The sequence below is a fragment of the Kitasatospora sp. NPDC001683 genome (genome assembly GCF_053596495.1).
Window position 1 is genome coordinate 50,848 of sequence record NZ_JBSFGK010000016.1, and the last position, 15,795, is coordinate 66,642.

Annotated in this window: 11 protein-coding genes and 2 pseudogenes; 7 read left to right on the forward strand and 6 right to left on the reverse strand. The window is 67.4% G+C overall.

Annotated elements, in window-relative coordinates; translation table 11 throughout:
- Positions 1-483 precede the first annotated feature (483 nt).
- The 6 genes from ACWCYO_RS11550 (at position 484) to ACWCYO_RS11575 (ending at position 6,288) form a co-directional block, all read left to right on the forward strand.
- Complete coding sequence (locus ACWCYO_RS11550; RefSeq protein WP_449784101.1) at positions 484-1,716, forward strand: DNA sulfur modification protein DndB; 1,233 nt, start codon at positions 484-486, stop codon at positions 1,714-1,716.
- 218 nt (positions 1,717-1,934) lie between these two features.
- Positions 1,935-3,218: a PQQ-binding-like beta-propeller repeat protein gene (locus ACWCYO_RS11555; RefSeq protein WP_449784102.1), complete on the forward strand. Its 1,284-nt coding sequence runs from the start codon at positions 1,935-1,937 to the stop codon at positions 3,216-3,218.
- Positions 3,219-3,608: 390 nt separating this feature from the next.
- Entirely contained in the window at positions 3,609-4,160 is a 552-nt protein-coding gene (locus ACWCYO_RS11560) for a hypothetical protein (RefSeq protein ID WP_270151788.1), read from the forward strand.
- Positions 4,161-4,352: 192 nt separating this feature from the next.
- A complete protein-coding gene (locus tag ACWCYO_RS11565; RefSeq protein ID WP_270151786.1) occupies positions 4,353-4,478 on the forward strand; it encodes a hypothetical protein in 126 nt (41 codons plus the stop codon).
- Entirely contained in the window at positions 4,475-5,026 is a 552-nt protein-coding gene (locus ACWCYO_RS11570) for a hypothetical protein (protein WP_449784103.1), read from the forward strand. Before ACWCYO_RS11565 ends, ACWCYO_RS11570 begins: the two co-directional genes overlap by 4 nt.
- A gap of 467 nt (positions 5,027-5,493) precedes the next feature.
- On the forward strand, positions 5,494-6,288 hold the full coding sequence (locus ACWCYO_RS11575) for a PIG-L deacetylase family protein (protein WP_270151887.1): 795 nt from the start codon (positions 5,494-5,496) through the stop codon (positions 6,286-6,288).
- 98 nt (positions 6,289-6,386) lie between these two features.
- Here the strand turns inward: ACWCYO_RS11575 and ACWCYO_RS11580 are convergent, their stop codons facing one another.
- The 4 genes and pseudogenes from ACWCYO_RS11580 to ACWCYO_RS11595 all read right to left on the reverse strand — a co-directional run bounded on the left by ACWCYO_RS11580 (position 6,387) and on the right by ACWCYO_RS11595 (position 8,772).
- Positions 6,387-7,241, reverse strand: coding sequence for a transposase (locus ACWCYO_RS11580; protein WP_449784104.1), 855 nt, complete (start codon positions 7,239-7,241; stop codon positions 6,387-6,389).
- Between the two features lie 94 nt (positions 7,242-7,335).
- A pseudogene (locus tag ACWCYO_RS11585) lies at positions 7,336-7,605 on the reverse strand (transposase); the annotation flags it as partial.
- 214 nt (positions 7,606-7,819) lie between these two features.
- Positions 7,820-7,918: pseudogene (locus ACWCYO_RS11590) on the reverse strand (hypothetical protein); the annotation flags it as partial.
- A 428-nt stretch (positions 7,919-8,346) separates the two neighbouring features.
- Positions 8,347-8,772 (reverse strand): hypothetical protein, encoded by a 426-nt coding sequence (locus ACWCYO_RS11595; RefSeq protein WP_449784105.1) that lies wholly within the window; start codon positions 8,770-8,772, stop codon positions 8,347-8,349.
- A gap of 205 nt (positions 8,773-8,977) precedes the next feature.
- Here ACWCYO_RS11595 and ACWCYO_RS11600 point away from each other — a divergent pair, with 205 nt between their 5' ends.
- Entirely contained in the window at positions 8,978-10,141 is a 1,164-nt protein-coding gene (locus tag ACWCYO_RS11600) for a hypothetical protein (RefSeq protein ID WP_449784106.1), read from the forward strand.
- A gap of 857 nt (positions 10,142-10,998) precedes the next feature.
- Here the strand turns inward: ACWCYO_RS11600 and ACWCYO_RS11605 are convergent.
- Both ACWCYO_RS11605 and ACWCYO_RS11610 read right to left on the reverse strand, forming a co-directional pair.
- Complete coding sequence (locus ACWCYO_RS11605) at positions 10,999-11,709, reverse strand: DUF2637 domain-containing protein (RefSeq protein WP_270151777.1); 711 nt, start codon at positions 11,707-11,709, stop codon at positions 10,999-11,001.
- Positions 11,710-11,774: 65 nt separating this feature from the next.
- Positions 11,775-12,011, reverse strand: coding sequence for a hypothetical protein (locus ACWCYO_RS11610; RefSeq protein ID WP_270151776.1), 237 nt, complete (start codon positions 12,009-12,011; stop codon positions 11,775-11,777).
- Positions 12,012-15,795: the final 3,784 nt, after the last annotated feature.

The following is a 15,795-nucleotide window of genomic DNA, read 5'->3' on the forward strand; positions in this document are numbered from 1 at the left end:
TCCCCATACAGCCCCGGTCGTCATCCCTCGAACCCACTCCCCCCACGTACCGACCGGACTCGCCATAGCGCGTCGCCGACTTGGCCTGCCAATCACGTTCGACGCCTCGCGAGTGCCGATGGGCGTCCCAGTTCAGGGGTGCGCCGAACTCAAGACCAAGGCCCTCGCCGCCGAACCGCAAGTTGCTGCCGGGAGCCTCTCATCCGACGTACAGGACTCGGGTGGGGCAGAGGAGAAGGGGTCGTGGTGCACGCCAGGCACCACAGCCCGGGTTGTTTCCGCGGACGGAAGCTTGGCATGGAACTGTCGTCCGCAGTTGCCTGAACCGAGGGATCCTCCACACCGCAGAAGGCATGTCTCCAGCTGCGGACAGTCAGGAAGTGGCGACTCTCCTACCGCAGTTGACCGTTGATGTGTCATTGGATAACTTCCCGGTACACATGACGCAGCGTCAAAGAGACGCGCGCCGCCGAGGGAGAGAGTGTGTCCATAGCCACGTTCACGAAGCCGGTCACCACCGGCTTCCCCATCAAGCTCTTGGTCGTTCGCGAGGGAGTCATGGCGAACGCCGTCATCGACGCGGAGAACCTGCTCCACCTCGTCAACGACCCGGCGAAGGTCGAGGAGGACGCCAAGCGCGCCGCGAAGGCCGGCTACGAGGTCGACCCCTACGCCCGCATGCGCGCCGAGGTGCAGCGGCCCATCGGCACTGCAGCCAGCAAGAAGGCGAAGAACGTCGGCGAGTACGCGGACTACATCGCGGCCGGCTTGCGGGGGGACTTCGACAGTGCCTGGTCGGTCCCGCAGATCACCCTCTGGTCCCCGCGCCCTCTGGGGCCGGACGAGAACGGCACCTGGTACCTGCCGATCCGTGACGGCCTCATCGCCCTCGACGCCGAAACCCAGGTCACGGCACTGCACCGGATCCGGAAGAACCCTGCGGCGTACGGCTTGGAGGACTTCGACTTCGGCGAGATGAAGCTCTCCATCGAGATCTTCCACGGGATCAGCGTCATGGCCGCCCGACAGATCTTCCATGACCGCAACCTCAAGGGCGTTCCGGTCGACAAGTCCCTGGCCATGTCCATGGACGGTCGCGACTTCGGCACCACAGTGACGCGCAAGCTGATGGAATCGCTGAAGGTGCCGCTCGACGAGACCACGGTTCCGCTGTCCAGCCTGATCCTCACCGGGAAGCGCCAGGTGTCGGACAAGGCCGCCGAGTGGATGACGATGTCGGTCCTGCGGACTCTCATCTCGACGGCGATGCTCGGCAAGGCTGGGATCCACGCCGCCTCGACCGGCATTGAGCACGAGGACATTCCCGCCGACAAGAACAACGACCGTCCTGACCAGGCTGTTGTCCAGCGCGAGATCATGGAGACGGTCGGCGCCTTCCTGGTGAAGAACGCCGGGCTGTTCCACGCCAAGACCGCCATCACCGCCCCCGCTGTCGTGGCCGGCCTCGGCGCGACCATGAACCGCACCATGTCCTGGTCCACCGACCCGATGCCCGAGGGCATCACACTGGACGCCCTCCTGGAAAACGTCCAGTGGGACCGCGAGGCGAAGTACTGGGGCGGCGTTGCAGCCAAGGTCACCGACAAGGGTGCCGTCAGCTGGGCCGGTGGTGCCCGCGACTCCGGCCACAAGGTCTACGACGCGCTGAACAACCCGGACACCGACACGGGCATGCAGATTCGCGGCCGCTTCTAGCTCGCGGGTAACGACGGCTCCTCCCCAATCGCAGTGGGGAGGAGCCGCTCGGCATTCTCGCACGCAGGCCGGTTCCCAATGGGCGTGACTTCTGGCGGGGCCAGGTGGGGGTCGTCGGTGGAGTCCCCGCCGTCTGCCCGTACGTTTCAGGACCTCCGGGAGCGGTGCGTCGGTCGTGCCCGTATGATCCTGGCTGCTGTCACGTCAATGGATGGGGGATGACGTACATCGTGGGGATCTCGGATCATTCGACCACTTCGGATGTCGACGATGCGGGCGGGTCGCGGCGCCGCCCGAGTCGGCGGGCGTTGCTGACGGGAGGGGCCGCGCTCGCGGTGGCCGGCGGCGCCGGGTGGATGCTGTCGCGACGCCACGGTGGGAAGCCGGAGGCCTCCGCCCCGACCGATCCGCCGACGCCGTTGCGGGATTCGCCGGCGCCGATGGTGCCCAACCCGGATTCCGGTGCGCCGAAACCGCTGTGGTCGTTCACCCCGGACGAAGACCTCGTGCCCGCCTCGACGCTGGTCTCGAACGGCACGCTCTTCACGTTGAGTTCTCATCTGACCGCGGTCGACACAGCGACCGGAACCGTGAAGTGGACCGGCAAGGGCGTCAACACGCTCTACACCGCCGCCGGAGCCGGGCGCGTGTTCGTCGGCTCGTTCCAGGGTGCCACCGGGTACGACGCGGCTACCGGCGCGGAGACATGGAATACCGTCAACCGCGAGAGCAACGCCGACGACCTCTCCAACGTCTACGCGCTCCGTGCCGACGACAAGGTGCTCTACGCACTCGCCGACGCCAAACCAAATGGGGCCACCACAGCACCGAGGCCCGTCATCTTGGCCTTCTCGATCGACACGCACGAGAAGCTCTGGTCCGTGCCGCTGGAGGTGGGGGAGCGAGCGCAGTACATCAACAACGCGGTCGTGGGCGGCAATCTCTACTACACCAACGGCAGGTGCGACCTGGTTGCCCGAAGCGGCCGGGACGGTCGGCAGCTGTGGCTCGTCGAGACCGGCGCCACCGACACGATCCCGCCCGCTGTCGCGGACGGCCAGGCCTACTGCCTGACGGGCACGAACGGCCTGCGCGCGGTCAGTCTGGCCGACGGCAGGCGGTTGTGGGAGGCCAAGCTCGTCGACGGTGCGACCGGGACGTTTCCACCGGTGACGGCTGCGAACGGCGTGGTCTACGGCGGGAACGGGACGACCGCGGTCTGTGCCTGGGACGCGCGGACCGGACGGCAGATCTGGACCTGCCCGGTGCCCTTCCGGCCGTCCGCGACCGAGCCCGTGCTCGTCCAGGACACCCTCTTCGTGGCCGGTCAGGGCATTGAGGGTGTCCACGCAGTGGACGTGAAGACGGGCCGCCTGCGGTGGACGTTCGCCGTGAACACCTACCAAGTGACCCTCGAGAACCGAAATTGGGCCCTGGCCACCGACGGCCAACGACTGCTCGCAAAGCTGGGCTCGACCGTTTTCGCTCTGCCGCCGACGTGACGGCGGCCTGGCCGGGCTGAGGGCGTACACGGGCTCCAGGAGACCGCGTCCGTCACGGTGGCCGAGGTGTCGGCCACCGACAGCCTGCTACTCAACACCACGTCGGCCTTCCCTTGACGATCGCTCGCCGGACGAAGTCCCAGGCCACCGGGTCGACAGCGGTAAGGGCCCGCTCGCCGACCCGCCCCACGAACGCTCCCATCCGGCGAGATCAGGCTGCGCTGCCTCCGGTGTCTGCATCGTGCGACCCTTGATGCGCCCTTGATCTGCGAGGCCCGCACCAAGACCGTCGGAGGTCGAACCAGCGGATTTTGATCAGGGGGACCTATGGGATCGGGAGACATCGCCAGTCCGTGGGCCACGGAGGTCTTCGGCGAACTCGCCGCTCGAATGACAGCGATCGTGCCGGCATGCATCCTCCGCGCGCACGAGCGGGCCCGCGGTGGCCATGAGGGCGTGCACACCCAAACCCACGAGGCTTACGGGCACGGCCTCTACGCGGCGCAGTACGAGGAGCTCGCGACCGGGCTACTGGTTCTCCCCTACTCCGAACCCGTCCGGCTTCAGGCGCGAACGGTCGTGGTGATCGCCGGCCACGTCATCTACCCGATCCGTTATGCGAAGAAGGACGTCCCGGTCACAACGGCCAGACTCCGCCGGGCCTCCGGGCTCCGTGCGGACCTCATCCGTCGTCACGGCCCCGAGCCCCGCCAGTTCGCGCTCGATCTCGACATCGAGCTACCGGAGGAAGACGAGCCGCACGCGGACCTTCTGCGTCTGTCGCCGGGGACCAGGCTGGTGATCGTCGCGTACGCGTGTTCCCTGGCCAGCGGGGTGGTTCGGCTGGAGTGGGGATCAGCGGAACTTCGCCGCGAGGACCGATCGCTCCTCTGGCACCATCACGAACCGTTGCCGATCCCCGGCGGGTCACCCGCGGGCTGATCACGGTTCGCGGTGGCGGAGCCTCGTCGCCCCTGCCTCCGAACGCCTCGCGGGCGAAGCCGACGACGTGCTCTCACGCGGCCACGCCGACGTCCGCGTTGCCGGATCACGGACTGGACACCCGACCCCTTCGCCCCCGACAACTACAACCCCGCCAGCGACCACTACCACCTGCGCTTCGGGCGCGACCCGATGAACCCGGCCTTCGGTGCCCAGCACCTGCCGTCCCAGAACACCGACCACGACCACTACTGGAACAAGGGCACGCCGTCCTGTAAGGCGTTCGGCCAGGTCATCGCGGGAAGGCCGGTCTCATGAGCCGATCCCCACAGCCATTGCCGCGACGCGGACGGACCGGCGAACGCGGCCGGTCTGGGCGCGTCGTCGTCCTGGGCCTGCTGCCCGCGGGCATCCTCGCCCTGTCCGCCTGCGGAAGCGACACCCCGTCCATGAACCTCGGACAGGCCGAGGACAAGGTCAAGGCCTACGCCTCCGCCGCGCTCGCGGTCCTCCCGGACGAGGACACCGTGAAGATCCCCGACCCGCTGGTCGACAAGGACGAGTGCGAGTCCGGGCCCGCCAACTCGCCCACGCGGTACATACCGTACATCTCCTACAAACTGCGCGGGATCCCCGGGCCGAAGGTCCAGGGCGTCTTCGACGCGGTACGGCAGCGGCTGAAGCAGGACGGCTTCTCCGTCGAACGAAGCGACGACAAGCGACTGGACCTGTCCAACGACGCGAACAAGTTCACCGCCTCGGTCGTGGTCGGCGACCATGAAACGGCGCCGGACACCCTGGACCTGACCGTCCTCGCCCCCTGCGTCCAACGCGGCGCCAGCCCCGGCACCTCCGCCAACGGCTGACCGCGCACCCAACCAGCAGGGCGGCTCCCCGCGCCTGCGGGGTCAGCCGTGGCAGGAGGTGGGCGGGGTGTTCGAAGCGTTGTCCTCCTCCCACCCACGGAGGTCAGCTGGCGCGTGCGTGGCGGAGATCTCCCCAAGCCCACGGAGGTCCGTGCATAGCTCCGCCGCACGCCCGACGAATTCTGATACGCAAGCAACGGCCAGGATGCCTGGGACGGACGGCGGCCGACCGTTCGATTGGAGGCTCTGTCGCTGATCTTGTGACGCTGTCAGTCTGAACTATGGCGGCTTCAGGGGATTTGCAGTGGTAGATGCCGTATTTGCTGGCGTGGTAGTGGAGTCAGTGGAGCGGGCTGCTGGGGTGGTCACGTTCGTATCGCTCCGCCGCCGCTGGGGCCTGGCAGGCGGATCACGCGCGAGGTGGGGCAGGAGAGACATTGATGAGCGCCGTGGTCCAGGATGGGCCCATGGCAACCGTCTTGGCCTTTCACGCCCACCCGGACGACGAGGTGTTCCTGACAGGTGGCACGCTCGCGCGGGCCGCAGCCGAAGGACACCGCGTGGTGATCGTGGTCGCCACGGATGGCCTCATGGACGCCGCGCCGGAGGGTGGAGCGCCACGCCTGAGTGAACTGCGGGCGAGCGCGACCGTGCTGGGCGCGACACGCGTCGTGCACCTGGGGTACGCGAACAGCGGCCATGGTGCCGTGCTCTACCCGGATCCGCCGGATCGAGCACGCTTCGTGAGGGCAGACACGGAGGAGGCGGCCGAGCGGCTGGCCGCCGTCCTGCGCGAGGAGGACGTGGACCTGCTCATCAGCTACGACGCCAATGGCGGATACGGCCATCGCGACCACGTCAAGGTGCACGAAGTCGGCAAGCGTGCCGCCGAGCTGGCCGGGGTGCCCCGGGTGTTGGAGGCGACCATGCCGCGTGACGTCGTGGCTCGCCTGGTGAAGCTGGTCCGCCTGCTGAGGATTCCGTTTCGGTACGACGCGGATGCGCTGCGCACCGCCTACAGTTCGCGCGCGGCCATCACCCACACCATTGATGTCCGACGGTTCGCCGGTCAGAAACAGGCGGCCCTTGCCGCCCACCGTTCGGAGGTATCAGGGACAGGCCGGCTCGCTCCCGTGATGAGGGTGCTGGTTCGTCTTCCGGCCCCTGTCTTCGGTTGGTTGCTCGGTCGGGAATGGTTCGTCGAGGCCCGGGCAACAGCCCCGTCCAAGGCCTTCGCTGACATCTTCCAGCCGGCCCCGTAGCGTCGTGTTCGGCCGATGGGGCCTGCCCGGGCTGATCGGGGCGACGATGTCGCTGCTCTCGTAAGACTGGTTCTCGCTGATCTTGTGACGCTGTCGGGTCAGGGGCTGAGGAGTATGCGCTTGCGGAGGAAGTCGAGGTTGGATCGTCCGAATCCTTGCCTTTTGAGGAGTTTCGCCCTCGTGACCTGTCCCTCGACCTGGCCGGAGCTCCAGGGAGTGGAGAGCCCGGCGGTGGCGGCGTCGATGTCGCGGCTCAGTCCCTTGGCGAGGGAGTGCAGGGCGGGCAGGTCGTCGGCGAGGACGCGTTCTATCCAGGCGGGCAGTCGGTCGCCTCGCAGGTCGCGCATCATGGCGGCGAAGTCGCGGACGTGGTGGGCGACGGCGTCGAGTTCGGGGCAGCCGGCCCGGATCTCCTTGAGGTCGACGGCATCATCGGCTGTCAGGTTTGCGGAGTCGCTCATGATCCAGCGGACGATGCGGCGGGGCCGTGGAGCCGGGCGGGGCACGGGTGGTGCGGCGATAGCGGCCTTGAAGGAACGGAGGTAGCGGCGGACGGTCTGGATGCTTCCGGCGAAGCACATGGTGACGATCTCCTGGGGGAGCTCGGCCGTGTTGTGACAGCCCTCGTTCCACCGCTGGTGGAGGTAGGGCTTGTACTCGTCCAGGATGGTGGAGCGGTTCGTCGCTTTGACCAGCAGTTCGTCGATGCCGGTGGCGCGGACGAAGCGGCGCACGGTGGACCGGTCCAGCTGCAGTGTCCGGCAGATGTTCTCCAGCGTGCTGCCGCCATCCAGGAGCTGTCGCACGGCGGTGTAGCGTTCCCTGGTCCGGGTCACCAGGCGGCGCTCTCGTCCGCAGACGTCGAGCATCCCGGCGGCCGGTACCGGCGGCGGTGACGTCAGCCAGATGTCGTCGCTGGTCGGCGGGGCGGCCGACACGGTGTTCTCGAACACGGTCCGGACGCAGGCGTGATGGGAGGAGACGGTCCGCCTCGCCGAGGTTGTGCCACAGATGCCAGGCGTCAGCGACCTGCACCGCTTGCGGGGCTCCGCTGCGGGCGCCCTCGGCATAAGCCCCGGCCCGGTCCCGGCAAATGATCTCCACTTCCGGATGACCCTTCAGCCAGACGGCCAGCGGTTCGGCATCCCGGCCGGGCAACACGTCCACCGGGCGCCGTCTCTCCAGGTCCACCAGGATCGTGGCGTACGAGTCTCCCTTGCGTAGCGCGAAATCGTCGACACCGAGCACGCGGATCCTGTCCGACGGGACCTTCAGGTGCGGCACGGACCAGGCGTAACAGAGTGTCCTTGGCGACACGCAGGCCCAGCACCCCGGTCAGACGAGCGCCCGCGCGTCCGGCCAACGCGAGAGCGATCGAGGTCAACTGCTTACGCACCAGTGGCGTGGACCGGGCATGCGGGCCCGTCAGCCCTGTGATCTGCTCGGCGAACGTCACCGCCCGACATGCCGGGTTCGGGCACTTGAACCGCCGAACCATCAACTCGATCACCACACTGGCACCACCGACCGTGGCATCCGCCAACCGTCGCACATACCGGCCATGCACCCGGCCCGACGGACTACCGCAATGCGGACAGTCCGCACCCGCCGAACGAGCCCGAGCATGCATCGTGACCCCGGCCGCGGCCCGCTCAACCAACCCCACCACGACACCGGCCAGATGAGGGAACAACACCTCGAAGCTCCGCGAAGAACACGCAAGTCATGCTCGCAGCAGCCACCGACACCGCAGCGTCACAAGATCAGCGACAGAGCCCGATTGGATGAGCGCGGAAAGGGCCGCCAAGGCCCGGGTCCGGCGGCAGCCGGACTTTCGTGATCGGTGCGGTGACGCCCACCCGGCATGGTGTGCAGCCGACGACGGCGACCGGCCCGGGCGGCGGAAGCGGCACGGATCGTCAGCCCGCCGGGGCGAATACACCTGGGGTGCACAACAGCCAGTTTGCCGTACTGACCGAGCTCTAGGATATGCGTCCGTCGCCCGGTCGTCGCACCCCACCCGCAGAAGTCGAGCAGATCGCCTTGTCAGCCGCCAGTTCACAGATCACGCAGGCCCTCCTCGAAGGCCGTGAGTGCGTACTGTCCTGTGCCGCGCCCGGGCATCTCGAGCTTCTTGAGCTGTCCTCCGACGATGTGGGAGACGAGCGGTACCGGAAGCGCGTCGGGCCAGAGGCCGGTCCGCTTGCCTTCCGAGAGCACCCGGCGGAACGCGCCGGTGGATCCCCGAAGGCTTCGGCCATTCGCCTTCAACTCCTCTGCGGCACACTCGCCTTCGCCGTGGACGACCTGGAGCAGGATCTGCTGTGCGCGGGGCGGCAGGCGGTCGTAGTACGAGCGGGCCCGCTTCGGCGTCCAGTGGTCGTCGGGCTCCGTGGTCACGACGGCGGCCGGCATGGCGGCGAGAGCGAGCAGCTTCTCGAGTGCCTCGGGGGTCGGGTTCTCCACGGTGATCGTGATCTTCATGGGGCACACCCTTGCAGCCTGCGGCACTGAACACAAATAACTCCTGTAGACGTGTTGCAGACGAGGATGGAGTCGCAAGTGTGGCCTATGTATCGATCTCTGTATTGCATCCTCTAACTGGATTTAGAGGACGCAACACAGGCCCCGGTACAGATAGGCTGCCCCGGACGGATCATCAGCCCGCCGTACCGGAAGGAGAGCGCCTGTGGATGCGGACGCGGACAACCTGCCCGCTCTGGCGGAGGCCGACGCCGAGGTGGTGGTCGGCGAGCTGGTGGACGACAGCCAGGCACTCGTGCAGTTCGCACTCGACGGGGTCGACCCGAACGAGACGCTGACCGAGGACGCCGCGGACGACCTCGCCTCCGCCCGGCCGACGCGCACCAGCCAGACCTATGCCGAACAGTGGCGCTACTTCGCCCGCTGGTGCACCGACAACAGCCGCCACCCGGGACCGCGCACCAGCGAGGCGAACATGGTCTCCTACATCTCCCACCTACGGCGCCGCGGAGGACGCGACGGCACAGGTGCCCCGGTGAGCTCCCTTCGGCTGGCGATGGCCGCGATCCGCGATGCCAACGCCCGTGCGGGCTACGAGAACTGGCCCCCGAAGAAAGCGACCGCCGAACTGATCCGCAAGCAGGCCGCCGAGCACGCCCGTGCCCGGCGCACCCCGAGGTCGAGCCCGCCCGTCGATGCCGCCCGCATCGCTCACCTCCAACAGGGCACGACCGCCGACAGCCCGCTCGCCCGGTGGCGCGACCTGACGATCCTGCACCTTGGCTACCGCACCCGGGCCCGCCGCTCCGAACAGGCCGCCTACCGAATCGACTCCATCGCGTTCGAACGCCTCGAGGACGGCACCGAGCAGATGGTCGTCGGCAAGCGGACCAGCAAGAACGACCACTGGTCCACCGGCCGCGAGTACGTCATCCGCGACCCGGTAGCGATCACCGTCGTGCGCACCTACATTTCACTGCTCGCCGAACTCGGCCAAGCGGAGCCGCAGTTGCCACTACTCCGCGGCATCACCCGATGGGGCCGGCTCATGTCTGTCCCCGCCTCCGGAACCGGCATGACCGGCCACGCGGTAAACCGCGCCTTCAAGCGGATGGTCTCGCGGACCCCCGCCTTCGACGCGAAGGAGGCCACCAGCCACGGTCTGCGCGCCGGCGTCCCGGCCGACCTCGCGGCCCAAGGCTACAGCCCAGCCGAGATCATGGTCATCACCGAGGATTGGAAGTCCACCACCATGGTCGAGAAGTACGCCAAGGCCGGCCTGCGCCGCGCTGGCAAGGACAGCTTCGGCCGAGCCCAACAGGCCCTCGACGCTCTGATCGTCCCACCGCCGAGCCACCCTGCCGGGTAGATGGACAGCACTGGTAGGCGCGGATGTCGTTCGAACTATATTCGGGCGCCCGGTCACGCGGTATCGACAAGGCGGTACGGGGCTGAACGGTTCACAGCGTCCGGCCCCGTCACTGAACGCGTGGGCGGGGCCGGCTCGCCGCCGGGTGGGTCAACAAGCGCTAGAGCAGCCAGCCGAGGACGGCCACGATGCTGGCGAGCAGATTGAGGATCATTGGTGTCGTTCCTTTCAATTCATCGAGAGGATGGTCACCGGGCCCGAATGAGTTCAGCGCCGGGGCGCGGCTACGGTCTGCAGCCCGTCGCACGCACTCCTTAGCTACCCGCGCCAAACGTAAGATCACTCGAAAGGAGGGAAGGTTCACCCTATTAGGCCAATCTGTTGCGACCCGCCCCGCCATAGGCGCTGCTCGCTCGGCACAGGGCCGGTCCGCGCCAGTAGGTGGCTCCCGGCGGTAGCGGCCGAGCACGCGAAGTCGACCCCTGTCGCAACGGATCAGAAGGGAGGGGGGTCGGGCCTCTGCCGGTCGTCGCCATGCGCGCGGCGATCATCCCGAGGACGTATTCGGGCAGCTGTGAAATCGGCTCCATGCAGACGATCGAGCGCGGAACCTTTGGCCGGTGCCGTCGGTCAGCCATGCACCGGAAAGGGGCCGCATCCCAAGCCGCTGACGAACGGGAATACGAGCAAGAGGAGAAAACCTCTGCAGGCAACAAGGACACCGCAGTGGATAGCTGTGCAAATGAAGCCCGCATTGTGCCGGATGTGCTACTCCACCTTGAAGCGATGGCGGGACGCCGGCGGCAGCAGGGCCAGAGACATCGGACCCCCGGCACTGCACCTGCCTTGTTCACGCGCTAGCGAGATGCCCGGTGTGAGGGTTTCTGCCGACCGTCCTCCTGGGACACCTGTCGGCTTACGAGCAGTTGGCGCACCAACTGCTGCAAGGACACCACAGCTGTCACCGGCGGAAGGCCCGCCACCACGGCCTCAGGCATTGTGTTGGGTGTGTTGACGATGCACAGGAGACTGGCGATACCCGCGAACACCAGGATGACCGTCCAGGAATTCGCCACCTTGCGTCCTCCCAGAGCGGCACGCAGAACGGAGAGGGACGCAGCCATCCACGGCCCGTAGACGACGATCGGCCAGCACTGGGACAGACCCCTCGGCAGCTGGGAAAGGGCCACATCCTGCAGAGGATGATAGGAGATCGTCCAGCCGAGGACGCACACCACGGTGACGATCGTCGCAGTCAGGAATCCGATGACGGATCCCACGACGTCGGCCCGGCGGCGTGCCGCCGGGGATGGGCGACGCGCGTGGCGGTTGCCGATCAGCTGGGAACGGAAGCCCATGGCCAGCAGGCCGACTTCCTCTTCGACCGCTTCCACATTCGGAGGCGACTGCAGCCCTGGATCGGCCCAGCCGTCGCCGACCGGATATGACAGGTCGGCGGACAGCTGCCCGGCGGGCGGCCAGAGGGAGTGGTTGTGTATGACCTCGTCATCGGGGATGAACCCAGCTGCGTAGTAGGGATTGAAATTGGTGTCCGTCGACTCGTACAAGGAAGCCTCCTGTTGCGTCAGTGCGGATCGCGGCCGGCGGTCCCAATAGTCTCCCGTTTCTCTGATCAACACAGCCGCGTCGAGAATTCAAACTCGAGCCGACGCAGGATGCGGAAGAGTTCGGCCAGCTGGCGTGAGCAATGCGTCAGCTCCACGCGTTCGCCATTCTTTACGAGATAACCAATTTGCAGATCACCTGCGGGATTCCTCCGGTCCGGAACGAATAGCCAGTTATCGCCGGCACTGCAGATCCTGTCTCGTTCCAGCAGCAATGGAAGAGGCGGCTTGACTGTTTGGCTCATGCCCCGACAACGATGGGCTAATCACCGAGAAATGTACGGCATCCGGGTGTCCTGAAATATGCTCAGGCTGTCGGCGCTCAGAGCTTTTACCCAGGTCGCCAAGCTCCCCATCCGAGTGTGCACCGTTCCTGCGGCTGGCCTTGAGGGGGAGCGATCGAAGCGAGCGCGACCACCTCCGCTCGCTCGACTTCCCCTCTTCCCCTGCGGGATGGCCGCGAACGGTGCCAGATGCTCTGCGATTCTCCCCGGCAAGGCGCGCGCCTGCGCGCGGAGCCGCAGGCGGCCGGACTTCGGGTGGACACAGGGCCACCGTCGCGATCGCTACCGCTCAGTGCCGATGAACCGAAGCTCAGGTTGTATGCGCGCAGCGTCAGTCGCGTGTTCCCTATGGGTGACTGGCGACAGGACCGTTCGATGGCGCATCATGGCGCTCGGCGTGAGCCTCGGTGGCGATCGACGCAGCTGCGCCCGCCTTGGCGATCTCTTGACGGCCTTCCTCGCCGGCCCCCGGCTGACTGGTGGCGGCGTCCTATCGCGACTGCGGCACCTTCGGCTGATGGCGGGTGTCGATCGTCCCACCCGAAGTCTTCGACGGGACGGGAGCGTTCAAGCCATCCGCCGTGCCGACTCGAACAGACTTGCCCCGAAGGAGGTTGCGGTGGGCTCGGAAGATGAGTCGTATACGAGAAGTATTCACACGCTGTGATGGGCGATGTACTCTTGGTCAGCCATGGCCCAGTCATGGATCAGCCGTCCGGACTCCGGCGAGTCCGGACGGCTCTAGGGGCGGCTGGTGCGACGTCGCTGTTCCAGATCACCCCTCAGGCACCTGGACGCGAAACCGTGTCAGGCAGAAACGACCACTCGTGATCGCTTCTCTGTTTCATTCGGCCTTCTTCATCCACCATGTCCCCCTACGGGGAGGTTTTGACATGACCTAGCGGCAATGAGACGGCTCGGTCCGCACCACCGGACCTTCACCGCTTTCGCCACGCACATGCCTCGGTGTCTGAACACCTGTTTCCATCGTCGTTGAGCACATGCCCAAGTCGACGACGGAATCCACCGCTGCCTCGGCCCGTCTGCACACTCGGGATCCGGCGAGAACCTGTGTACTGACGAGCTGTTGCCTCCTCACACGTCCGTAAGTAGGCACTGCCATTTTGCATCACCGAATCAAAATCTGCCAGCCAGCCCCGGCCCGTGTTGTGTGCCGTCGCTCCGTCCGTCTAGCGGGAGGCCGCGGAGTCCTGAATGAGCGATACCTCCGAGGACTTCCCAGAGCGGGCTCTCGAGCACGAGTGACCTCCGCTCAAATGGATCCGACCGGGGAAAGAGCCGCCTCGACCAATCCAGGTGTCGATGGGCGGCCGGCCGGGCTGGGCAGGGAAGTGAGCGAGCGTCGGGCTTTCGGTGGTGCTCCGTGATTCCGCGATACTCGGGCACCGCGCGCACGAAATCGGCCAGGGACCCCGGGCCTGCTCACGGGCAGGCGCATGCGACCGAACAAGCTCGCCTGCCCACTACCCGGTTCCCGGCGGCGTGGCTCAGTGACAGAGACTTGACCGGTGACCTGATCCGGGTCGTGACGCTGGTGCAGGACTACGGCTGGAAGTCAGGATTGTGCTTCGCCGCTGACGAGACGATCGGGCGACAGCTCGGGCTGTCACGGGGTGGTGTGAACCGCCTAATCGCCAAGGCAAAGGCCAAGAATCTGGTTCGCGCGTCTCGAAATCCCGCCACCCGGACCATGAACCGGAGTGTTCGCCCACTGGCCGACGATGAGCTGGCCGTGTGTGTCGGCTCGTATGCTCGGGCGCATCTGGCCGGTACTCGGTTCAAGGTGTATGCGTTGCTCTCCCTGAGGCAGCGGTTCACCGAATCGACTCCCGTCGCGCGAATCGCACGCGAGTGCCGGATGAAGGAGGACACGGCCCGCGAAGCGGTGGCCGAACTCCTGGTCCAGGGCTGGGTGAGCAGAAGACGCGGCGAGAAGAGGGGGTACAGATACGTCGTCCATCCCATGCCCGTCCGGGTACCGATGGGGCGGCCCGAGTCCCTCCCGAGCGGGCCCGTTCCCGCGCCGCGGTCCGCGGACGGGCCCGCAGGCGGCGACGTCGAGGCCTTCGACTCCGGACGGGGTTCCCATCGCGGCGCCTCGCTCGGCGTGCGCCGGGAGGCCCCCGGTTCGGTGACAGCGGACTCCCCCGGTCCGGTGACACCGAGCACCCCCGCTCCGGTGACAGAAACACGATCCCCCCAACATGACGCGCTGAACATGTCGGCCGTCGTGGGTGGTTGTTCGTCCCGCGAACCGGAAACCGCGCGCACCCGCACGCGAGGACGCGCGGCGGGAGCCACGGGGGGCGGAGCAGGCCCGGCAGGGCACGGCAGATGGCAAGCCGACCGGAAAATGATCCAGTCGATGACCGACGAACAGAGGCGATGGGGACAGCGAGCCGCGTCATCGGCTCTCGGACGCCTGCCGAGGCAACTGGCGGACCGGCTGACCGAGCGACAGCTCGACCTTCTCGCTCAGCACATCGTTGCGACATTCGCCGACTACAGCACATCCCCCGATGTCCATGGCGCCGTGATTCTCGAAGCTCTCGATTCGGCGTGGGAGTTCGCGCGCCGCAGGGAGCCGGTCGGTGCAGTGCCCTGGTCTTCGGTGGTCTCCCCGCTTCCCTGGCTGATCCGGGTCGTCGACCGGGCAAGCGAGACGGTCACAGGGACCAGGCCGGTCCGAAGCCCCGAGTGCGCACTCTGCCGCGGGCCCCTGGTCGTCCGTGACGTCGAGGATCCGCAGACCTGTCGTTCCTGCGGTCCCGCCGCCGCCGCTGCCGCCTGCCGTCGACTTCGGGAGCGGTGGGAGCTGTCCGGTCACCAGTCGAACGCGCCTCACCAGTCGGACGCGCCACCCCCGAGAGACCCGCTCACGGCGCGGTCCACGCCCGTCCACCGACGGATCACGCCATCGGCCGCTCCGAGCGGACCCTCGGACCGGCCGGCGACGGAGGGCGACGAGTCGGAGGGAACCATCCTTCGCCGACGGCTTGCCGCTCGCCGACTTGAGCGGGAACGGACCCGTGCCTGGGCCGACGAGGCTCCGCCGGCGGCCCGCACCGCCTTTGCCGGTCAGCGCCGGCAGGACGCCGCCGAAGCAGCCCGCCCGGAGGGCACCGGTCGAGGAAGCGCCGACCGGGCGCGCGGGCACCGGAGCGGGCTCCGCGACGTGCCCCCCGCGACCGTCGCGGCGTCTGATCCCGTTCCGCGGCGGGACGGCCGACCTGATGCGGAGAAGACCGGCATGGTCGCCACAACGCGACCGGGGCCTGCGAGACGCCACCGTGGAATCCCTCCTCGTGTCCGCCTTTCCGCCGGTCCGCCGGTCGCCCGCGGCGCCGGAGGCCGACCGGGAAGCGGGGACCTGCGTGCGTTCCCGCGACCGGACCGGAGAACGCCTGCGGAGCCGCCGTCGTCATCGCCGATTGCAGGCCCTGCGCGGGTGCCCTCCCGGGGGTGCCACGGGTGGCGGGCCGCGTGCGGTTTTCCCAAAGTCAGTGCGTGCACTCTCAAAGTCTGGCTTTGCCGAAGACCGGTCAAAATGCAATCGAACCGGCGCAGAGAAGACCGGACGTGCGCTGCGACTGAGAATCTTGGCGCCATCTTCGGATAGTCTCGATTCTCCAGTGGTACGCCGTTGCCTCCTGCGGGGCACCTTGTCCTCCAGTCCGGCCGAACAGGTGGCTTGCATTTCCGGCACGCTCGGCCATACGGGTGA

Coding starts and splice junctions, on each gene's coding strand:
- ACWCYO_RS11555 (WP_449784102.1), top strand. CDS start 1,935: ATGACGTACATCGTGGGGATCTCGGATCATTCGACCACTTCGGATGTC.
- ACWCYO_RS11560 (WP_270151788.1), top strand. CDS start 3,609: ATGACAGCGATCGTGCCGGCATGCATCCTCCGCGCGCACGAGCGGGCC.
- ACWCYO_RS11565 (WP_270151786.1), top strand. CDS start 4,353: ATGAACCCGGCCTTCGGTGCCCAGCACCTGCCGTCCCAGAACACCGAC.
- ACWCYO_RS11570 (WP_449784103.1), top strand. CDS start 4,475: ATGAGCCGATCCCCACAGCCATTGCCGCGACGCGGACGGACCGGCGAA.
- ACWCYO_RS11575 (WP_270151887.1), top strand. CDS start 5,494: ATGGCAACCGTCTTGGCCTTTCACGCCCACCCGGACGACGAGGTGTTC.
- ACWCYO_RS11595 (WP_449784105.1), bottom strand. CDS start 8,772: ATGAAGATCACGATCACCGTGGAGAACCCGACCCCCGAGGCACTCGAG.
- ACWCYO_RS11610 (WP_270151776.1), bottom strand. CDS start 12,011: ATGAGCCAAACAGTCAAGCCGCCTCTTCCATTGCTGCTGGAACGAGAC.